This is a genomic window from Peribacillus sp. NPDC097284, from assembly GCF_044761765.1.
Lineage (GTDB): Bacteria > Bacillota > Bacilli > Bacillales > DSM-1321 > Peribacillus.
On sequence record NZ_JBIWCZ010000001.1, the window covers coordinates 39837 to 59961 of the forward strand.

General features: G+C 39.6%; 22 protein-coding genes. 1 reads left to right on the forward strand and 21 read right to left on the reverse strand.

What is annotated here, in order from left to right; translation table 11 throughout:
* Window positions 1-11: 11 nt before the first annotated feature.
* The 5 genes from ACIQXU_RS00225 to ACIQXU_RS20940 all read right to left on the reverse strand — a co-directional run bounded on the left by ACIQXU_RS00225 (window position 12) and on the right by ACIQXU_RS20940 (window position 4989).
* Entirely contained in the window at window positions 12-734 is a 723-nt protein-coding gene (locus tag ACIQXU_RS00225) for a hypothetical protein (protein ID WP_402986087.1), read from the reverse strand.
* Between the two features lie 16 nt (window positions 735-750).
* Window positions 751-948 (reverse strand): DUF2768 domain-containing protein, encoded by a 198-nt coding sequence (locus tag ACIQXU_RS00230; RefSeq protein WP_402869182.1) that lies wholly within the window; start codon window positions 946-948, stop codon window positions 751-753.
* A gap of 540 nt (window positions 949-1488) precedes the next feature.
* Window positions 1489-2541 carry an NAD(P)H-dependent glycerol-3-phosphate dehydrogenase gene (locus ACIQXU_RS00235; RefSeq protein WP_402956684.1) on the reverse strand — a complete coding sequence of 351 codons (1053 nt, stop codon included), beginning with the start codon at window positions 2539-2541 and terminating at the stop codon, window positions 1489-1491.
* Between the two features lie 16 nt (window positions 2542-2557).
* Complete coding sequence (gene der / locus ACIQXU_RS00240; protein ID WP_402986090.1) at window positions 2558-3868, reverse strand: ribosome biogenesis GTPase Der; 1311 nt, start codon at window positions 3866-3868, stop codon at window positions 2558-2560.
* Window positions 3869-4368: 500 nt separating this feature from the next.
* Window positions 4369-4989, reverse strand: coding sequence for a YphA family membrane protein (locus tag ACIQXU_RS20940; protein WP_427591739.1), 621 nt, complete (start codon window positions 4987-4989; stop codon window positions 4369-4371).
* Window positions 4990-5104: 115 nt separating this feature from the next.
* Here ACIQXU_RS20940 and ACIQXU_RS00250 point away from each other — a divergent pair, with 115 nt between their 5' ends.
* Window positions 5105-5236: a YpzI family protein gene (locus ACIQXU_RS00250; RefSeq protein WP_402869190.1), complete on the forward strand. Its 132-nt coding sequence runs from the start codon at window positions 5105-5107 to the stop codon at window positions 5234-5236.
* A 59-nt stretch (window positions 5237-5295) separates the two neighbouring features.
* On the opposite strand, the gene fni is transcribed toward ACIQXU_RS00250, so the two are convergent.
* The 16 genes from fni to ACIQXU_RS00330 form a co-directional block, all read right to left on the reverse strand.
* Window positions 5296-6342: a type 2 isopentenyl-diphosphate Delta-isomerase gene (gene fni, locus ACIQXU_RS00255; protein ID WP_402869192.1), complete on the reverse strand. Its 1047-nt coding sequence runs from the start codon at window positions 6340-6342 to the stop codon at window positions 5296-5298.
* 20 nt (window positions 6343-6362) lie between these two features.
* Window positions 6363-7499 carry a 30S ribosomal protein S1 gene (gene rpsA, locus ACIQXU_RS00260; RefSeq protein ID WP_402986095.1) on the reverse strand — a complete coding sequence of 379 codons (1137 nt, stop codon included), beginning with the start codon at window positions 7497-7499 and terminating at the stop codon, window positions 6363-6365.
* A gap of 208 nt (window positions 7500-7707) precedes the next feature.
* Window positions 7708-8295 carry a lysophospholipid acyltransferase family protein gene (locus ACIQXU_RS00265; protein WP_402986098.1) on the reverse strand — a complete coding sequence of 196 codons (588 nt, stop codon included), beginning with the start codon at window positions 8293-8295 and terminating at the stop codon, window positions 7708-7710.
* Window positions 8292-8966 (reverse strand): (d)CMP kinase, encoded by a 675-nt coding sequence (gene cmk / locus ACIQXU_RS00270; protein WP_402869198.1) that lies wholly within the window; start codon window positions 8964-8966, stop codon window positions 8292-8294. Before cmk ends, ACIQXU_RS00265 begins: the two co-directional genes overlap by 4 nt.
* A gap of 193 nt (window positions 8967-9159) precedes the next feature.
* On the reverse strand, window positions 9160-9345 hold the full coding sequence (locus tag ACIQXU_RS00275; RefSeq protein WP_402869200.1) for a YpfB family protein: 186 nt from the start codon (window positions 9343-9345) through the stop codon (window positions 9160-9162).
* Between the two features lie 68 nt (window positions 9346-9413).
* Window positions 9414-10073, reverse strand: a complete 660-nt coding sequence (locus ACIQXU_RS00280) for a flagellar brake protein (protein WP_402869203.1) — start codon at window positions 10071-10073, stop codon at window positions 9414-9416.
* 182 nt (window positions 10074-10255) lie between these two features.
* Window positions 10256-11611, reverse strand: coding sequence for a germination protein YpeB (gene ypeB / locus ACIQXU_RS00285; RefSeq protein WP_402986101.1), 1356 nt, complete (start codon window positions 11609-11611; stop codon window positions 10256-10258).
* Window positions 11612-11625: 14 nt separating this feature from the next.
* A complete protein-coding gene (gene sleB / locus ACIQXU_RS00290) occupies window positions 11626-12480 on the reverse strand; it encodes a spore cortex-lytic enzyme (protein ID WP_402869207.1) in 855 nt (284 codons plus the stop codon).
* A gap of 121 nt (window positions 12481-12601) precedes the next feature.
* A complete protein-coding gene (gene prsW, locus ACIQXU_RS00295) occupies window positions 12602-13288 on the reverse strand; it encodes a glutamic-type intramembrane protease PrsW (protein ID WP_402986105.1) in 687 nt (228 codons plus the stop codon).
* An 86-nt stretch (window positions 13289-13374) separates the two neighbouring features.
* The gene (locus ACIQXU_RS00300) at window positions 13375-14340 is read right to left on the reverse strand and encodes an asparaginase (RefSeq protein ID WP_402986107.1); all 966 of its coding nucleotides are present in this window, start codon (window positions 14338-14340) and stop codon (window positions 13375-13377) included.
* A gap of 18 nt (window positions 14341-14358) precedes the next feature.
* On the reverse strand, window positions 14359-15327 hold the full coding sequence (locus ACIQXU_RS00305) for a YpdA family putative bacillithiol disulfide reductase (protein WP_402869214.1): 969 nt from the start codon (window positions 15325-15327) through the stop codon (window positions 14359-14361).
* A gap of 153 nt (window positions 15328-15480) precedes the next feature.
* Entirely contained in the window at window positions 15481-16758 is a 1278-nt protein-coding gene (locus ACIQXU_RS00310; protein ID WP_402869216.1) for a Glu/Leu/Phe/Val family dehydrogenase, read from the reverse strand.
* A gap of 265 nt (window positions 16759-17023) precedes the next feature.
* A complete protein-coding gene (locus tag ACIQXU_RS00315) occupies window positions 17024-17599 on the reverse strand; it encodes a genetic competence negative regulator (RefSeq protein ID WP_402869218.1) in 576 nt (191 codons plus the stop codon).
* A gap of 85 nt (window positions 17600-17684) precedes the next feature.
* Complete coding sequence (locus ACIQXU_RS00320; RefSeq protein ID WP_402869220.1) at window positions 17685-18578, reverse strand: MerR family transcriptional regulator; 894 nt, start codon at window positions 18576-18578, stop codon at window positions 17685-17687.
* Between the two features lie 97 nt (window positions 18579-18675).
* Entirely contained in the window at window positions 18676-19428 is a 753-nt protein-coding gene (locus tag ACIQXU_RS00325; RefSeq protein WP_402986109.1) for a metallophosphoesterase, read from the reverse strand.
* A gap of 157 nt (window positions 19429-19585) precedes the next feature.
* On the reverse strand, window positions 19586-20044 hold the full coding sequence (locus ACIQXU_RS00330) for a DUF2663 family protein (protein ID WP_402869222.1): 459 nt from the start codon (window positions 20042-20044) through the stop codon (window positions 19586-19588).
* Window positions 20045-20125 lie beyond the last annotated feature (81 nt).

A 20125-nucleotide genomic window follows, 5' to 3' on the forward strand; every position in this document is an offset into this window, starting at 1 on the left:
AAGGGTTATGACTATTTTGTGAGAAATATTGGGCTTTTACTTTTTTCATCGATGGTATATGGCAGTGAATAAGCTGGAACGAATTCCGAACTATCCACAAGAAGTTCCCGAATATCTTCTCCCGTCTTGATTCTTCCATCATGCTGCTGCAGTACATCATATAAATCCGGTGTGTAATCAACATAAAGATTTCCATCCCCATCCACCACTAAATAAAGATCCTTTTGTGAATAGGGGCTCGTAACAGTTGGTGCTTCCTTTAGACCCATCTTTTTATAATCAAGCGTAAAGACATTTTCCGATATCCTCTCTTTATAAGGGGGATACCCGTTACTTTGCTGATATGCCTGCAACCGTAAAGAAATATCTTGAATTTTCTGGGCCATCCGGACATCCAAAAGTTTCACCGTCGGATCGTTCTCTACGTTCACTAGGACATATTGAAAAACCCCTCCTGATTCATAAGCATTATCAGGCGGTTCCCCCATATACCTTGGTGAGATTTTCGTGAACTTGATTACATACTTTTGATAGATCGGAGTGTCCGCTTCTTTCGTCACTATGGGAAGAATCCCGCCTTCGTCTTCCTTAAATTGATCAACAGCGCTTTGGACGGATTGAATTTGTTCTTTATATGGTAACTGATTTTGAACTTTTTGCTTCTGAGGATACAAACAGCCTGTCAATAATCCAGAGATGCATAATAAACATAATATTTTGAAAGAATTTCTCATCATATCTCCTCACCTATTAAGTGGTTGGGCCGCTTAGAACAACGATAAGGATGATCAAGCCGGCTAGAAGCATAAGTATGTATGCAATAATTGCTGTTAAGCCTTTCCAGATTCCTTTAAGTTTATAACGACTTCCATAAATAAGTAGGATAGAGATAACCATAAAGCCCATCGCTATAAAGGATATCCACATTTTTTGCAGAGCTGGTGTCATATCATCTTCACTCCTTTTTCCAGAAATTATTATAACATACCAAATTACGTTAAAGGTATTAAATCGTTGTCCAAACTGTTTAAATTATTGCTCAATTAGCTTTTTCGTTTAAAAATAATGTTTAAAAAGTTAAGAAAAGAATAACCAGTTTGACAAAATAACAGCCCAGCAAAAACTTTTTTCATGAAGGATGCTATAGTCATTCACTTAGCCGAAAGAGGCCAACACATGGTTTTGAATTGTTTCATAGCCCAATAGAAACAATGGCACTTCCACGCGTCCAAAACCCTCTTGTGGAGTCACGATTCGAGTGATGATGAGTTCCCTTGGTTAACATTTACTGCTGACAGGGGAAAAGGATATTTCTCCATAAAAAAAAGCAGAAGATAATAAGATATCTTCTGCCATTTGACTAAATCCCCCGTGCCGAGGTCAAATTACTAGTTTACTTTCGTTGCATTGTATGCTGATACCTTGTAACTCGCATCCTCAAATGCCCATTTTAATGAAATTCTTTTAACAGATTTACAGTCCATGGAATTATTTTTCCTGTCTATTATCCAATATGTTAAAAAGTTCTTCCATTTCATTGGTTTTTGAACGGTTCATCAAGAGATCAACAGCCTTCTTCACTTCTTCCCCATTAAATAACACACGATATAGGGCTTCAGTGATTGGCATGTTCACATCATACTTATGAGCTAGCTGATAGGCTGCTTTAGTCGTTCTGACACCTTCAACGACCATACCCATATTTTCTAATACTTCTTCTAGGTTTTGCCCTTTACCAAGCAAATTTCCGGCTCTCCAGTTCCGAGAGTGCACGCTTGTACATGTCACAATCAAATCGCCGATGCCAGCTAAACCTGAAAATGTAAGGGGATTGGCACCCATTGCAACTCCTAGTCGAGAAATTTCCGCCAGTCCACGCGTAATCAAGGCAGCCTTTGCATTATCCCCATAACCCAAACCATCCGTTATTCCGGCAGCCAAAGCTATGATGTTCTTCAAGGCTCCTCCGATTTCAACACCAACCAAATCCGGGTTCGTATAGACACGGAAAGAATGATTGATAAAAAGGTCCTGAACCTTTTCTGCGGCTTTCATATTTTTAGATGATACGGCAACCGTTGTTGGATGGCGCTTGCTTACCTCTTCAGCATGGCTTGGCCCAGAAAGGACCACTATATCTTTGAGCCATTCCGGCGAAGAGACTTCTTCAATCATCTCGGAAATACGAAGTAGAGAATCTGGCTCGATACCTTTACTCACATGTACAATCGTTAACGGAATATCGTGAACCGCTTCAATTTGCCCAAGCACTTCACGATAGGCTTTAGTCGGAACAGCCAAAATAACGATTTCAATGCCACTTAAAGCCTGTTCCATAGAGGAATAGCCCTTAATCCCCAATGGCAGCTCAATTCCTGGCAAATATTTATTATTGGTATGTTCTACATTTATTTCATCAATCTGCTTCGGGTTATGTCCCCATAATCTCACTTCATGCTGGTTATCGGCTAACACCATGGCTAGAGCGGTTCCCCAGCTACCGGCACCAATAACAGCGATGCTTTCTTTTTCATTCACCATTGTACATACCGCCTTTCTATTTTCTTTGGCGTCCAAAAATCCGTATCGGCGTTCCTTCGAATCCAAAGGCATCCCGAATACGATTTTCTAAAAATCTCTCATAGGAGAAATGCATTAACTCTGGATCATTAACGAATACAACGAAAGTAGGCGGCTTGATTGCCACTTGTGTCGCATAGTAAATTTTCAAACGGTTACCATTATGTGTAGGTGTTGGATTCATGGCTACTGCATCCATAACCACTTCATTCAGGATATTTGTTTGAACGCGTATAGCATGGTTTTCGCTAGCTCGATCAATGACCGGCAACAATGTATGCGTGCGTTTCTTAGTTAGGGCAGATAGATAAATAATCGGAGCGTAATCAAGGAATTGGAAATTATCCCGGATTTTTTCTTCAAATTCCTTCATCGTCTTTTCATCTTTCTCGATGGCATCCCATTTATTAACCACGATGATAACCGCTCTACCCGCTTCATCAGCATATCCAGCAATTTTCTTGTCCTGTTCGCGGATGCCTTCCTCCGCATTCAGAACGACAAGAACAACATCAGAGCGTTCAATTGCTCTTAAAGCACGAAGAACACTATATTTCTCTGTGCTTTCATACACTTTCCCTTTTTTCCTCATACCTGCCGTATCAATGATGACATACTCTTTGCCATTGAATTTGTACGGTGAATCAATTGCATCACGTGTCGTACCTTCGATATCACTTACGATAACACGTTCTTCCCCCAATAAAGCATTCACTAGAGATGATTTACCGACATTTGGGCGTCCGATCAGACTGAATTTGATTACGTCGTCAGCATAATCCTGGCCACCGTATTTAGGGAAATGTTTAGCGGCTTCATCCAACAGATCACCAAGCCCCAGTCCATGTGAACCTGAAATTGGGAATGGTTCGCCAAAACCTAGAGCATAGAAATCATAAATTTGATCTCTCATTTCTGGGTTGTCCACTTTATTGACAGCAAGAACGACTGGCTTTTTCGATCTATAGAGGATTTTAGCAACCTCTTCATCTGCTGGAGTTACACCTTCACGTCCATTCGTCATGAAGATGATAACATCTGCTTCATCAATGGCGATTTCAGCCTGCGAACGAATTTGTTCCAGGAATGGCTCATCACCGATGTCGATTCCACCTGTATCAATGATATTAAAGTCATGAGTTAACCATTCACCTGAACTATAAATCCTGTCTCTTGTTACTCCTGGAACGTCCTCAACGATTGAAACACGTTCTCCCACTATTCTATTAAAGATTGTTGATTTACCAACGTTTGGCCGACCAACTATCGCAATTACCGGTTTTGGCATTGCTATTCACCCTTTCTGCTACTATATCTCTGTCAAAGTCACGAAATTCATGAATGCATTCTTTTAATATTTCATCTGCACTGTGATTTTCATTAATTCCTTTTTAAGGAAAAGGCTGTATGGATCATCATATAAAGGAAACTTCCATCAGTACAAGAAAACACCTATACTGTTGGCAAGTTAAACGTATCAAGTATATACAGGCATGAGTCCGCCTATCCCCTTGTTCCTAAGAGAACATATGGCAAATCCGCTGCTTGCTAAACATGATTAAAAACAGCCAAGAAAAAATGAAGACAGCCAAAAAACACCTTCGGCAACAGCTTCCATTTAATATAATTAGAGCACTTTACGATTTATCTACAGACCTCTAACTATCCTATAGTACCAAATTTCTCACTAATCAACAATGATTGTATGCATAAAAGCCCATTCTCCTACAATATTCCCCGCAAAAACTCCTTATGAAAAGTATTATATTAAACAAATTTTTATCCTATCTATTGGGTAAAGTTCTCCTTCCTTTCCTCCGACAATACCCTTGCTTGTGATGATGCAAAAATATATCCACATAAGACCTCGAGCAATCGCCAAAGAGCATTGGCCGTCAATACCATGACTACATTATCATGCCATGCATAAGATAGCGCCACGTAAGTCATCGAATGGAAATGAAGGAGGCCTGAATACACAAGATCGCCCAGCGTCATTCCTAACAACAGTACCGACATGCGCGATTTCCAGTCTTTAAACAGTAAGAGAATCAAATAATTCAGGAAAATGCAAAGAAGATAGGGCGCCTTGATAAATAGCCAAATGGGATCTAGTAAAGAGAACAACTGAAAACTTGCATAGGCCAGAGTGACAATCAAACTTCCTATAACAAGCTCTATTGTTTTCAAGGGAGATCGCTTTCTTATGTATACACACAGAATAAGAAAAAGATATAGCCCACTAATATGCATAGTAAAGGAGGATACCTCAAGGGTATATCCCACAAGGACCATGATAGCTAACAGATGGAAAAGGAAATCGAATCGATAGGCAACAGTTTTAGGAATAAAAAACATGACACATACCCACACTATCCATGAAACCCAATAAAAAAATATTCCATCCATAATAGCTTCTCCCCTTTTTAAGAAACATTATGGGTTATTTATGGTAAGAATAAACATGCCGATTTTTTTGATAAGTTACTAAATGCATGCCTGACAATAAAGGAGGTGTAATCTCGTGGGCAAAGACCGCCAAGAAAAGAAATTAAGGGAAAGCAAACGTTTGGAATCGGATCGGGACCAGTCCCTCGATAAAAAAGGGGCAACCAAGCTGGAAAGTCCTGAAGATGCAAGAAATAGAAACCATTGACCACTAAAAAAAGAGCACCTCTATTGTCATGATAACAATAGATGGTGCTTCTTTTATTGTCATTTTGCATAGGAAGTGCAGTCTATCCCTCTTTGAGTCAACCAGTGATAGGTATCACCGGAGATCACGACCTTTGCCTTTCTAAGCTCGGAAATATTAATAGCACCAAGTGCCGTCATAATAATCTTAAAATCGTCATGTATGTAATTTATTTCCCTAATTAGCTGCTCTAAACCGCTTTCTTTGTGCACCTTCAAGAAATGGCCAGCTATCCCTATTCCTCTTGCTCCTAAAGCTAAGCTTTTGGCAATCTCTAAAGGATTCTGAATACCGCCTGAACCCACGACTGACAATGCGGGTGAAACATTTACCGCTTCTACTATGGAAGCAGCAGTGGGAATACCCCATTCATTAAAATATCCAAGTATTTTGGAGCGTCTTTCATTTTCAATCCTAGCAAAATTCGTTCCACCGAAACCGCCCACATCTATTATGGAAACTCCAACAGAATGCAATTGCTCTACGGTTTCCTTACTCATGCCAAACCCTACTTCTTTTATTATGAGTGGAACTCCTAAATTTTTATTGATTTCTTCTATCCTAGACAGTATACCTGCAAAATCCCTATCTCCTTCAGGCATGGTCAACTCTTGAATGGCATTGATATGAATCTGGAATGCATCAGCCTCAATCATATCGCTCGCTCGCTTTGCTTGTTCAACAGTGGCTTCACCACCAAGATTTCCAATGAGGATTCCATTAGGATTCTCTTGTCTTACCACTTTATATGAAGCTTCCTGACTTGGATCTTTAATGGCTCCCATTTGTGAACCGACTGCCATTGCCATTCCAGTTTCCCTGGCAGCAATGGCCAGTTCCCTATTGATTTTTTCAGTTTCCAGTCCACCGCCGCCGGTCATGGCATTTATGAAAATTGGCGAACTTAATGTAAGTCCGCCAATTTCCACCGTAATATCCACATTATCCAATGAAATCCCAGGTAAGCTTTGGTGAACAAACGAAACATCTTCAAACCCGGATTTACGTTGCTGGCCTGTTTTCAATGCAATGTTTATATGGTCTAATTTTCGTTGTGCTCTCTCCAAGGCTCTCTCCAATTATTATCTTATTTTAGTTTTTTTAATTGATCGCCAATCATTTCACCAAGCTGGAACCCTTTTGTTTCAGCTGGAATTTCATAATCCGACGAGTAATTAGATTGTGGATCTTCCAGTTCTTTGATGCTTAATGATAACCGTTGATCCGCTTCATTGACGTCCAAAATCTTCACTTTGACCGACTGATCCTCTTGCAGGACTTCCTGCGGTGTTGCTATATGTTTGTGAGATATCTGTGAAATATGGACCAATCCTTCCACTCCGGGAAAGATTTCAACAAAGGCACCGAAGGAAACAAGACGTCTAACTACACCTTCTTGTATCGATCCTTTTGCTGCTTTATCAGCGATATCCACCCATGGTCCAGGAAGGGTATCCTTTATGGATAAAGAAATTCTCTCGTTATCACGGTCAATCGAAAGAACCTTCACCTGTACTTTATCGCCTTCAGTCACGACATCTGACGCTTTATCGACATGTTGGTGAGACAGTTGAGAAATATGAACAAGTCCGTCTACGCCACCAATATCAACAAAAGCTCCGAAATCGGTTATTCTTTGTACAGTTCCCTCAATCACTTGGCCACTTTCAATTCCATCAAGAACACTAGCTTTCTGCTTTTCCTTTTGCTCCTGTACAACTGCCCGATGGGAAAGAATCAAACGGTTCTTATCCTTCTCTAGTTCGACAATCTTGAATGTTAAAGTTCGGTTTTTGTAATCAGAAAAGTCCTCAACAAAGTAGTCTTCTACTAAAGAAGCTGGAACAAAACCACGTACGCCTAGATCTACAACAAGTCCGCCTTTGACAACATCTTTGATTTCTGCTTCAAATACGACTCCATTTTCAAATTTTTCTTCTAGGTCATCCCACGCTTTAAGAGCATCAATTTTACGTTTTGATAGAATAAGAGCTTCTTCTTCCACTTTGATAACTTCAAGCTCTAAGATGTCTCCTTCTGAAACGGCATCAGATGCTTTTTCGACATGCAGGCTTGACAACTCACTGATAGGAATGATCCCACCGGACTTGCTGTTTTCCACATCGACAATGACCTGTTTTTCTTCTACCTTTGAAACGGTTGCTTTAACTTGATCCCCAACATTGTAATTGTTCACTTCTACTTGATTCATATCTTCTGTCATTACTAACTCCTCCTTAACCCATGACTGATCAGCAAATTCATCGGCCATATATTTTATTTAAAGTGATTGGATAAAAACACTTTTTATAAAGATAAACCAGCCTCTTTTTAGGGTAAAAAGGTCAAATTACCTTTTTTATTCCTATAAAGGAATATTACCCCTAATTTATAAATTCTAACAAAATCAGTGAATTGTCAAGCGGAAAGGATTATTTATGTTCAGAAATCAATTTTCCGATATGCGCCATAACGATCTTGGTCGCTTCATCAGCTGAAATCCTTTTCTCCCGATATTCTGTAAAGTCAATTGGTGGGCCGTAAACGACCTTTAGAGGGCGCAATAATTTATATGGTCCAATTATCGCACAAGGAATTATCACAGCTTCGGATCGCAATGCGAAAAAACCGGCTCCTGCCAATCCTTCTTGCAATTCACCCGTTTTGCTTCTGGTACCTTCGGGAAATAGCCCAAGTACTTTGCCTTCTTTTAAAAGCTTCAGCCCTTTTCTAAGTGATTCCCGATCGCTATTTCCCCGCTTTACGGGAAAAGCGTTTACCCTAGGTAATATACCCTTTAATATAGGTGCATGAAACAACTCTTCCTTCGCCATGAAGTGAATATCCCTTGGAGACGTCATTCCGACGACGGGCGGGTCCAAATTATCAATGTGATTGGCACAAATCAGCACCCCTCCCTCTTTAGGTATATTTTCCTTCCCTAACGTTTTAACCCTATAAGCAGGCATTAAAACACCTTTTACGACGTTTTTACCAAAAGTATAAAAATCCAAGGTCATCTTTTCCTTTCCTCTATCAATGACATGATACTTTCTGCCACTTCTTGGATGGATAGCGAAGTCGTGTCAATCTCGACAGCATCCTCTGCCTTTTTCAAAGGGGAAACTTCTCTCTCGGAGTCGAGCTTGTCCCTAGTTGCAATTTCTTCTTTTAAGATCTCAATATCAGAAGGGAATCCTTTTAGTAGATTTTCCTGATGTCTTCGCTGAGCCCTTTCATCCACAGAGGCAATTAGGAATACCTTAACCTCGGCATTCGGCAGTACATGGGTACCTATATCTCTGCCGTCCATGACCACTCCGCCATTTTCACCAAACATTTGCTGCCTTCTAACCATTTCTTCCCGAATGCTTCTGTGCTTTGCCACTTCTGAGACAGACCCAGTCACTTCATTGTTTCTAATTTGAGCGGTAACATCCTCATTATCCACAAACACCAATTGTCCCGCTTCACTCGGTCTTAAAGATATATCGGTATCGATCAACATATTGAATAAAGCGTTCTCATCATTCAGGGCAACCCCGTGATTCAACGCTTTATAAGTTAATGACCGGTACATCGCACCTGTATCTACATATATGTAATTGAACTTTTCTGCAACAATTTTTGCAACCGTACTTTTTCCAGCAGCAGCTGGTCCATCGATTGCAACTGATAATTTTTTTGTCATAAATCCTCCCAAGAATCCTACGATCATGATGATAGTTTACTACCCCTTCATTTTATCACAATTAGCGAGAAAAAGATTAATAAAAGGGCGTGTCAATTGAAAATCACGTCTGTTTAAAACACCTTATCGGTATTTATCCGAGATTCCTTGCTAAAGGCGTGTTCATCTAGAAAAAGGCGGGAATCCCGCGCTTTTATTTTGATGTCCCATTAAAGGTTTCAATAATTTTAGTATAGTTATTTGTATTGACCCCTTCATACTTTGAAAGCTTTGTCAGCTCAAAGATGCGATCTTCCTTACTTAGAAGAAGTTGAAAAAAAAGCAAACAGATTAGTTGGATGATTATCACTTTAATTAAAAGCCTTTCAATTGTTTTCATGAACTGTCCCTTCCAAACTAGGTAATACAATCAGTATGGAAAGAAATCCGACTTCTCATTCACCTCAATTACATATACAGACCTTTTTTCTTCAAGTCCACTTGCTTTTCAAAAATGAACCTCATCAATGTTTGAACCTCATTTCTTGGAGGGTCTATAAATTGAATATGAAGTAACCTATTGCCATGGTCCTTCTCCGTCACCCTTATCACTTTACTTTTCAACCGCAAGTATTGAATTTCCCCTGACTTTAATGTAAGGGCCATCCATAGATATAGTTCTGAGACAGATCCGATATCCACCCCTTTTAAAAGCCTGATTGAAGCCCCACCCGCACTGATGTCCTCGGTCAGGGCTCGGAATGGGGAAAACTCATACTGTATGGGATGCAATGCGATATCCACCGTTACATCAAGACGGACATACTGTCTCCTCTGAATTTTCACAAACGTCTCTACTTCGGGTACCATTAGTTGAATCATCGGGATTTGCCCTTTCACTTTGCCCAATACCTCGGAATCAAAAATATAAACGGCTTGTTCCTCATCCGTAAAGGAAATGTTCAGTTGAGTTCCATCCACTAGAAATACAACTTTTCCCGTCTCGATATTTATGGGGTAGTCTACGTAAACGCAACCAGATTCCATTTCTACGACCATACATTTAAACTTTTCCTTTTGGGAAGAGTATTTTTGCTCTAGCGTCAGCATATCGCCTATTTTAAACATTGTGTCTACACGTCCTTCGTTATTCTTAAAAAGGATCACCACTGAAGGAATTAATGAAATTAAACCCTTAATTTATTCCACATAATCCATAAAAAGTTTATTTGTATTATGTCATGGAAATGGAAAAAGGAAAAGTACCTAGGCACTTTTCCCTATATTTATTTTAGATATTAGTGTGGATGTTAGATTAACTTTTCATAAACAGGTTCTGCATTTTTCAATTTTTCTACCTTTTCTTCCCTGCCGTTGTCAGCATTAATGAAAATTCGGTAGGTATCTTCCTTAATCGTTCCAAGAAACTCGTAACAAAGTACCTCTTCACCTATGTCATTTATAATTAAAGCCTTTCCCTGCTCCATGATTTTGACGTTCGGATTAATTTTTTCTTTCGCTTCTTTTTCTGTAATTGTGGCATCACCAATATCCCTAATCTTATTTGCTTTTAAATATTCTTCTGCAGAAAATCCGATGATGGATCCATCGTCCAAAGCCACTTTTACCTTGACCGAGTCTGGGTAAACCCTTATTCCATTGACAGTAGAGACAAAATTAAACAGACCTATGTGACCATATTGCACACTTTCAAACAACTCAAGCGATCTAAAGTCATGTTTCTTAAGAAAAGCGGATGCTTTACCGTAAGCTTGATTTAAATCAATATTCGTTTTTTGCACCTCCCGATTATTGATATACCAGATGGGATAACCACCCTTTTTGGTCATATCCATATTCACCTCAGTATCTTTTTCCTTATCCAGGATACTTATGCTATAAAATCCATAATCAGAGCCTTTTCCATTTTCTTCAACATTTACTTTCACATTTTCACTTTGATTATTTGAATACGCTCGCGCGGCCGTGACAGCCTCTTTTTTGGTCAATGCTTTCCCGTTTAAATTTTGATAATTTTTGTCCTTCTGCTCTGCAGAGATATATGTTGGATTCATTTCATTCGTTTCACCATATCCTGCGACTTTTTTCTCTACCGTTTTAAACCCATCAATGATTGTATTATCATTATTCTCTTTACCCGTCGCTAGCGCTAACTCGACATCCATCCATCTTAAATTATTTTTAAGTACAAGATATTGCACTTTTCTTAACTCACCTTGAATATCTCCAGCTTGAGTATACAAAGAATTTAAATTCGCGTATTCTTTATCGCTCAGCGGCTGCTTTTCCAAATCACGAACCGCCGTTCGGTAACTGAAGTCTGCGATTTTCGATAAAAATTCTTCTGTCTTATTAAAAGGAAGTAAGGTCAGTGGCAGCTGCCCAACATCACTCTGTGCCTCAGAAGTGATTCGCCAAACGTCGGTAAGGGCTGGACTTAAAGAATGTTGTGAATTCATGGCGAGCGTACTCCCAATTTTGTCATGTAATAGGTCCACCTGATAGCTTAAATCATGAAAGGCCCGCTGATACGTGTTTTCGGCATTAATTAATACAGCATTTTTTTCTTTATGTTCTTGGTATCCCCAAAAGGCAGTTCCTCCAACGACTAAAACAAGCAGGACAATTACTATATTCCTAACCATAATTCATCACCTCTTTACTTACAGAAAATATGCTTTCCGATTTTTTTAATTTGTGGTCTGGACCAAATCCACTTGCTTGTTGCTGTTTCAGGATTGAAATAATATTCCGCATTACCGCTTGGGTCCCAACCGTTAATCGCATCCAAGACCGCTTCTTTCGCCCTTTCGTTCGGAGTCAACCAAATTTGCCCATCCGCAACTGCCGTGAACGCACGAGGCTCAAAAATCACGCCTGAAACGGTATTTGGGAACGAAGCGCTCTCCACCCTATTGAGGATCACTGCTGCCACTGCAACCTGCCCTGTATATGGTTCGCCTCTGGATTCCCCATATACGGCATTTGCCATCAGTTGGATATCATTCTGTGAATATCCTCCTGGAAGGTTCGCAGATGTAGCGGTACCTGTAGACTTATTATCCGATGTAGAGTCATTCGCCTTACTTGTTGAGGCATTCTCTTTATCTTTAACTTTTACTTGCTTATCAATGTCGACTCCCCCGTAATAGGTAAACTCATTTCCTTTATTGATCTGGTCATGGACAAATTCCTTATTGAAATTAGATGCATCTGAAAGTTTCTTTTTTGTCGTTGACCCTGCAAGACCGTCGATTGGCAGGCCGAAGTCTTCTTGGAAATTACGTAGTGCCCAATAAGTTCCCCAGCCATATGCCCCATCGATTTTCCCTTGATAATAACCAATGTTTTGTAAGCGTGCCTGTAATTCAATTACATCATCGCCAACAGCGCCCCTTTGAATAACTTGACTCGAAAAGGCATTTGTTCTTGTTTCCGGGAAAATTCCGAAACAAATCGTTATGCATGAAAGTAGCAAGAGCCATTTCCACGTTGACGAAATTCCTTTCATCAAAAACACTCCTCTTTACTTGAATTAACGTTATTCTATTTTCTTCTTAACCCGCGCTTTTATTCCAAGGCAATAAAAAACGGAGTGGGCAAATTATGCCAACACTCCGAAATAAGAAATAATATTATTTACTTAGATAATGATTTTGAGAAATCTTTTCTGCATGAAACTTTGACAATAAGCGGGCTTTTTTCACTTTTTTCATTCCCAGCCACCATAGGTAAACCATAAAGGGCATGATTAAATGTATCCAGAACTTCTGGGAAATTAAAATATAATCATAGATGCCATGTAACAAAATCGGGATAATCAATGCCAGGAATACGTACAACCTATTATTATCAGCGGAAAATTTTGCTTTACCCAAATAATACCCCATGATTACGCCGAACAAGGCATGGCTCGATACCGGCAGGATCGCTCTACTGAAAGCATGTTCCACACCATTCGCTAGCAGGTACAAAATGTTTTCCATTGTTGCGAAGCCAAGGGAAACCCCTGCCCCATAAACGATCCCATCATATGGTTCATCGAAGGCAATATGCTGATAAATGACGTAGATAAGTATGAACCACTTAAAAAATTCTTCAAGCAAGGCTGCCCATAAAAATGCATTGGCGAGATTAGTATCTAAAATGTGTTCCGTTTCGAGCACATATTGTATAAACATAATTGGTAGAACAAGGAATACACCGAATAGAAAAGTTTTGATGACCACCGAAATGGGTTCGGTATCATATTGATCTTTCAAATAAAAGTAGCTGAGTAACGCCAACCCTGGCGCAATAGCCGCTGACAAAATGACCAGCATGGCCGACCTCTTTTCTTTTCCTTAATCGTACCATGGAATGGAGAAAAATAAAATCCTGTAATTAGTCTTCCTGTTTTTTTACTTGGTCAATATTTAAAGTGCTTTCCGTCTATAGCTGCTTCACTCGCCAGAAGGATTGCTAATTTAATACGCGCTTTTTTACTGTCATAATCCGCGCCCAGAATCACTCCTCTATGCTCCAAGTCTGCAGCACTGCCTACATAGTCATATGCGGGGTATACCTTCCCCTCCTCAGCAGCTGTAGTCATGACGATGGTAACCCCTTTATCGATTGCATCTTGGATGGCAGGCACCATGTGCGGGGTTACTTGACCTCTACCAACCCCCTCGAGTACGATTCCTTTGGCATCATGTTCGACAGAAGCCTTAATATAAATACCATCGACGCCGGTGTGGCATTTGATGATATCAACTCTCGGTAAATTACGTTGAATCTCAAAGCTCTCCCTGTATAATGGTTTTTGATAGATGCTAACGACTTCGTTATCAATAATCCCCAAGTACCCATACCCATAGGATTCGAATCCTTGTAAATTGGAAGCATGTACTTTCTTAACATACTTTGCCGAATATATCCTTTCGTTAAAAACTACGACTACCCCTACATTTTCAAGAAGAGGGCTCGCAGCAGTTAAGATAGAGTTTCTTAAATTGGAATACACATCTGTTCCAACTTCTTGCGGAGACCGTTGCGAACCCGTCACCACAATCGGGCGATTGTCATTAATTGTGAGATCCAAGAAGAAAGCCGTTTCCTCTAATGTATCCGTACCATGGGTCACAACTATTCCAGCCACATCCGGATCTTTCAATTCTTCTTGAATTGCTTGTTTAAGTTCATCCATTCTATCTAAATCCATGGACATGCTCGGTATTTGAAAAAGATCAACCAGTTTAACTTCAATTTCCTTTGGTAGCTCGCAAAGGGATGCCAACTCTTTTCCACTCAAAGCGCCTGATGATAACATGCCGCCCGTGGTTTCTTTACTTGCAATCGTTCCACCTGTCGTGATTAATGATATTTTCTGCATTGTTACCCAGCTCCTTATTTACATATCCTTTGAAGCTAAATGTTGAGCAATTAATCCGCCGTGGAACCTGCCATTTTCAATGAAAATTTCATTGGCATTATTTCCTGCTGCCAGGACACCCGCGATATAAAGGCCTTCAACATTTGTCTCCATCGTCTTCTCATCATAAGTAGGTCTTCCTGTTTCTTGATCGATCGAAATGCCCATTGCTGCTAAAAATGAATGATCGGGGTGGTAACCCGTCATGGCAAATACAAAATCGTTTTTAATTACCTTTTGCACGTCACCAACATGATAAGCCACACTATCTTCAGTAATCTTATCTACAGTGGCGTTAAATTCCATCACGACTTTACCATTACGGACCAATGACTCGAACTCAGGAAGAATCCATGGTTTAATACTTGTAGAAAATTCGGATCCTCTATAAAGGACTGTAACCCTTGCCCCGGCCTTGACCAATTCCAGTGCTGCATCCACACTTGAGTTTTTACCACCAATGACAGTAACGTCACAGTTAAAGTAAGGATGTCCCTCCTTGAAATAATGGAACACTTTAGGAAGCTCTTCGCCCGGAATGCACATATAATTAGGATGATCATAATAACCTGTAGCTACGATGACACGTGACGCCGTATAATTACCTTTAGATGTTTTAACGAAAAAGCGTCCGTCATCCTGTTTTCTCACTTCTTCAACCTTCTCGAACTTATGTACCCGTAATTCTTTTCTCCTGACAACTTCCCTATAGTAGGCCAGTGCCTGATTTCGCACGGGTTTCCGATTTTCGGTAATGAATGCCGTATCCCCTATTTCTAACTTTTCACTGGAACTGAAAAAGGTCTGATGGGTAGGATATCGATAAATGGAATCGACTACGTTTCCTTTTTCTATAACAAGGGCCTGAATTCCCTCTTCTTTTAGAGCAATAGCAGCTGACAGTCCACATGGGCCCCCACCGATTATAATTACTTCTTCTTCATTCATTTTACACGCACTGCCTTTCCAACAATAATATTAAGTTATATTCTTCTCCTATTAAAAAATCCTATCATTAAATGATAGGATTTTTTACATATCTTTTCAATGATAATGCTCGTACGCTCTAGCAATACAAGTTAATCATACATCATTAAATTATTAAATCCATCCACGGAAGCGAGATGCTTCTGCCATTTTCCTAACACCGACCATATATGCTGCCAATCGCATGTCAACACGTCTGGATTGGGAAAGATCATAAATGTTATTGAATGATTTCACTAGTATTTTTTCGAGCTTTTCGTCAACTTCTTCTTCAGACCAATAATATCCCTGATTGTTTTGGACCCATTCGAAGTAAGATACGGTAACGCCCCCAGCCGAAGCCAAGACATCAGGAACCAATAAGATTCCACGATCCGTTAGAATTTGCGTAGCTTCTATAGTAGTCGGGCCATTGGCTGCTTCAACCACGATGGAAGCTTTAATGTTTGAAGCATTCTCTTCCGTGATTTGGTTTTCAATGGCGGCTGGAACCAAAATATCGCAATCCAATTCTAGAAGTTCTTGATTAGTGATTGTCGTTTTGAACAGTTTTGTAACCGTACCGAAACTGTCTCGACGGTCAAGTAAATAATCAATATCCAAACCATCTGGGTCATGAAGTGCACCATAGGCATCGGATATACCGATCACTTTAGCACCGGCATCATGCATGAATTTCGCTAAGAAACTACCTGCATTCCCAAATCCTTGTATGACGACTCGTGCCCCTTTAATATCAATGCCGCGTTTCTTAGCCGCTTCATTAATGCAGATGGTCACACCTTTAGCTGTTGCAGATTCACGTCCATGAGATCCACCTAGTACAAGAGGTTTACCAGTAATGAAACCAGGCGAGTTGTATTCATCTATACGGCTATATTCGTCCATCATCCACGCCATGATTTGTGAATTAGTAAATACATCTGGTGCAGGAATATCCTTTGTGGGTCCTACGATTTGGCTGATTGCACGGACATAACCCCGGCTAAGTCTCTCCAATTCCCGGAAAGACATATTACGTGGATCACATACAATTCCACCCTTCCCACCACCATAAGGAAGATCAACAATGCCACATTTCAAGCTCATCCAAATGGACAGTGCTTTTACTTCACGTTCCGTCACATTCGGATGAAAACGAATGCCACCTTTTGTAGGACCAACAGAATCATTATGCTGTGCCCTATATCCTGTGAAAATTTTGACGGAACCATCATCCATACGAATTGGCATTTTCACCGTCAATAATCGTAAAGGCTCTTTTAAAAGCTCAAATACTTCTTCAGGATACCCCAGTTTGTCCAGTGCTTTATGTATTACTGTCTGGGTAGACTTTAGCACGTCATGTTTTTCTTCCTCATTCACATGGCTATTCCCTTTTGCCGATTCCATTATAGTACCCCCTATATAATCTAGATCCATTATTATTAGTGATAAGTGCTCTTCAGTGCTAGTATACACCTTCGCAATATTAAAGCAAAGAGTAAAAATGGGAATTTAAAAGTTAGAAATATTCAAAAAATGAAAACGGTAACATTTACGTTTATATACTTGATACTTCCCCTAATCTTAGAGGTTAAACCGAAAAGGAACGAGGTTATCCAGGCAAACCGTTTTCGGCTATATTTGAAGTGTCTGCCCTGTCTCCTCTTTTCTACTAAATGAAATGCGTGATTAAAACATGTATGGCTTCCTTTTCAATTAGGCGGGTTCCGTATTCATTTATGCGGGATAATGTCAGCGTCGAAGCATGGCCATATTCGGCTGCAAGGGAGATGACCGTTTCATAAGTTGCATCCCTAACACCCTCAATCAATAAATAGTATTTTCCTTCATAAAAATAAAGGGCACTATTGAGCATCCCTTGGAGGGTCAGACGATGACACAACTGAATTACATCTTCAAAATCGTGGAAAACATAAAGAATATGGGGAGATTCATCAACTTTAACCTGCAAATCCAGAAATTCTTCTTCCTCAGTAAATAATTCTTCTTCATCCTTCGTTACTATAATGATCAACCCTTGAGCAGGTAGGGAAAATATTTCAATGGCAATCGAACCACTCATTTTAAAACTGAGCTCTTCACAAGCTTCTTCCACCATATCTTGAAACAATTTGTGCACTTTCAAGGAATTCCCTAAGATGTCTTCTTTTGTGATGCCTCTATCAATTAAATCATCGAGGGTCAAAAAAATCTTAATCTTATTGTTCGTTAATCGTTCCAGTTTCATAAAAAAATGCCCCCTGGTTTCCATCTTCATACATCATATGAAGACTTGGTCTCAAGGTGCATATCCATTATTTATGAGGAAAACATTAAAATTTCAACCACTTATTCCAATCCGATTGGAGACCGCCAATGAATACATGCTTGAATTTATTACGGTCATCGTCAGAAAGATGATTCAGCGCTTCTCCCCCAAGACCTATTTTCAGGTCAGGGAACTCCTGCCATAGCTCATCTATCAACTTTAAAGTTCCCGGGAGATTCTCAGAAAGCGAACATGACATAAAGAGGTAAGATGGTTTGATTATATTCAATACAGTAAAGAGGTCTTCATCAGCTATCGATTCACCTAAATAAACCGTTTCATACCCTTTTCTTTTTAAGAAGATTGTGAAAATCAGCAAACCGAATTCATGCTTTTCCCCTGGCGCACAAACGGTTAGTGCTTTTGGCAATAAACCACTTGTCGGGATAGTATGCATAATCGAACTGATTCTAGCTTTGATAATGGATGAAGCAAAATGTTCATGGGCTGAAGTAATTTCACCATTTTCCCATTTATTGCCTATTTGAACCAAGATACCTCCAAGTACTTCAACTACCGTTTGCTCGATACTGTACATACTGAATGCCTGACTAATAATCAGCTGGGCCTTATTTTCATTGAAGCTTAACAGTGCATCAAGGAGTTCATTCGCTAATTTGAGCGTTTGTTCATTATTTTGCTTGGTTTCGTGGACATCTTCCGCTATCCTTTCAGATCCTTCAAGCAACGAAACGGCTTGACTAATCGTGAACCCTTGGTCTGTTTTATTGATTAACCACTTTAGGATTTGCAGATGCTTTTCCGTATACAATCTGTGACCTGAATCATTCCTGATAGGTTCAATAAAGTGATAACGTCTTTCCCACGCCCGTAAAGTACCTGGCTGGATACCTAGCAGTTTAGAAACTGCCTTAATATTATATTTACCTTCTTGCATAAGTTTACAAGGCCTCCAATAACAGAACATCATTGATGAAATTATAGTGGATTAATTCCACTCTGTAAAATTCAAATATGCTCATTGAGTTAACGGCCTAATAGATTTTCTCCAAAACCTCTCCATATTCTGTAGATTTCCCTTTTTTCAATGTGAACAGATGGGTTTCCGGCTTTGCCTCAAGCCTTAATGGCACAGTACTTGTCCCATATCCATTACTAGTTATGTACATGCATTCCATTTCGTTCCTTATGCCTCCCAAACGATATGGGCCAAATCCAAATATGCGTATCTGCCCACCATGGGTATGCCCCGAAAGAACGAGACTGATACGATTTTCTGACTTTAGTTGTTCTTTAACAAGTGGATTGTGACTGATCAAAATCCGAAAATGCTCATCCCCGCAGTCCGAAATAGCAAGGTCGAGTCTGTCTCTTTCAACGGAAATATCATCTATGCCTAAGAGAGCAACCTTTTCTCCTGATTCCGACTCAAAAGAAACGGAAGTGTTATCCAATATCTTGACCCCGAGATTCAGAAGTGAGGCATCCAATTCATGAAAGTCTCCTTCGTAATCATTATTCCCCCATACAAAATATATAGGACCAATCTCTTTCAGTTTCAAGATATTTTTTTCTACCCGCTCTAAGGGGACTCCACTTTCCCTGATATCCCCTCCAATAATGACTAAATCCGCTTTACCAACGACATCTTCGATTAAACGATCCGATATAATTCTCCGATGTAGATCGGAAATAAAAAAAATCCGAATTTCCCCAAATCCTTCCGGAAAGTTGATGAAATATAAATCCTGGATAAGTAGCCTATCTTGTTTAGCTGTACGCCACATGTAAAAAACCATCACACATATAAGCAGTAGCAAACCCAAAAACACATAAACCAAAAACATCTTTCATTAAACCTTCTTTCTTTTCAATTACCGAAATCCTTCCGAAACTTACTCATAAAACCATAATACCCGCTATTCAATATTCCTAACTAGGAGTTTATTTATTTTCATGAAATAAGTTAATATCATAGTTCTTCTTCATCATGTCAAATACCTTGTGCCGATTTTTCCATTCATCCTCTTTTTCCCACAACTGTTTGCTTTTGTTGATAATTTCACATCGAAGCAATTGAAATTCCTTTTCTGCTTTATCCATTTTCTTTTTGATCATCATCATATAACCATAGATTCCGGTCGTCGCAGCCAAAAATAAAAAATGGCTAAAATGGTCAACAAAGACACTGAACATCTTAAAGAACGAATAGGAATAAGGAACAACTATATATAAATAAAGATATATCAAGAAAAGAGCAGCGATAATCATTGTTGCCCATAAACTATGAAGATGCTTCTTTTTGAGCGTCTCGAATTTTTTTTTGCGGACCACAACATTCTGTAACATTTGTTTTGCCGCCTGATCGGTTTTATCATCCAATAAAATGATTGCCGGTTCCATTTATCTTCCCCCTCTTTCCTAATCCTTCAAATCATGATATGAGGTTGTCTTGGAAAAAATGATAATGGGGGCGGACCTTTA

Excerpts from the sequence above, each read along its gene's own strand:
- der (WP_402986090.1), bottom strand. The coding sequence starts at position 3,868 with ATGCCAAAACCGGTAATTGCGATAGTTGGTCGGCCAAACGTTGGTAAA.
- rpsA (WP_402986095.1), bottom strand. The coding sequence starts at position 7,499 with ATGACAGAAGATATGAATCAAGTAGAAGTGAACAATTACAATGTTGGG.
- ACIQXU_RS00280 (WP_402869203.1), bottom strand. The coding sequence starts at position 10,073 with ATGTTTAAAATAGGCGATATGCTGACGCTAGAGCAAAAATACTCTTCC.
- ACIQXU_RS00300 (WP_402986107.1), bottom strand. The coding sequence starts at position 14,340 with ATGCAGAAAATATCATTAATCACGACAGGTGGAACGATTGCAAGTAAA.
- ACIQXU_RS00235 (WP_402956684.1), bottom strand. The coding sequence starts at position 2,541 with ATGGTGAATGAAAAAGAAAGCATCGCTGTTATTGGTGCCGGTAGCTGG.
- ACIQXU_RS00305 (WP_402869214.1), bottom strand. The coding sequence starts at position 15,327 with ATGAATGAAGAAGAAGTAATTATAATCGGTGGGGGCCCATGTGGACTG.
- ACIQXU_RS00310 (WP_402869216.1), bottom strand. The coding sequence starts at position 16,758 with ATGGAATCGGCAAAAGGGAATAGCCATGTGAATGAGGAAGAAAAACAT.
- ACIQXU_RS00275 (WP_402869200.1), bottom strand. The coding sequence starts at position 9,345 with ATGAAAACAATTGAAAGGCTTTTAATTAAAGTGATAATCATCCAACTA.
- ACIQXU_RS00325 (WP_402986109.1), bottom strand. The coding sequence starts at position 19,428 with ATGTGGCGTACAGCTAAACAAGATAGGCTACTTATCCAGGATTTATAT.
- cmk (WP_402869198.1), bottom strand. The coding sequence starts at position 8,966 with ATGACAAAAAAATTATCAGTTGCAATCGATGGACCAGCTGCTGCTGGA.
- ypeB (WP_402986101.1), bottom strand. The coding sequence starts at position 11,611 with ATGGTTAGGAATATAGTAATTGTCCTGCTTGTTTTAGTCGTTGGAGGA.
- ACIQXU_RS00330 (WP_402869222.1), bottom strand. The coding sequence starts at position 20,044 with ATGGAACCGGCAATCATTTTATTGGATGATAAAACCGATCAGGCGGCA.
- ACIQXU_RS00225 (WP_402986087.1), bottom strand. The coding sequence starts at position 734 with ATGAGAAATTCTTTCAAAATATTATGTTTATTATGCATCTCTGGATTA.
- prsW (WP_402986105.1), bottom strand. The coding sequence starts at position 13,288 with ATGCTGGTCATTTTGTCAGCGGCTATTGCGCCAGGGTTGGCGTTACTC.
- ACIQXU_RS00265 (WP_402986098.1), bottom strand. The coding sequence starts at position 8,295 with ATGACCTTGGATTTTTATACTTTTGGTAAAAACGTCGTAAAAGGTGTT.
- ACIQXU_RS20940 (WP_427591739.1), bottom strand. The coding sequence starts at position 4,989 with ATGGATGGAATATTTTTTTATTGGGTTTCATGGATAGTGTGGGTATGT.
- ACIQXU_RS00230 (WP_402869182.1), bottom strand. The coding sequence starts at position 948 with ATGACACCAGCTCTGCAAAAAATGTGGATATCCTTTATAGCGATGGGC.
- ACIQXU_RS00315 (WP_402869218.1), bottom strand. The coding sequence starts at position 17,599 with ATGAAACTGGAACGATTAACGAACAATAAGATTAAGATTTTTTTGACC.
- ACIQXU_RS00320 (WP_402869220.1), bottom strand. The coding sequence starts at position 18,578 with ATGCAAGAAGGTAAATATAATATTAAGGCAGTTTCTAAACTGCTAGGT.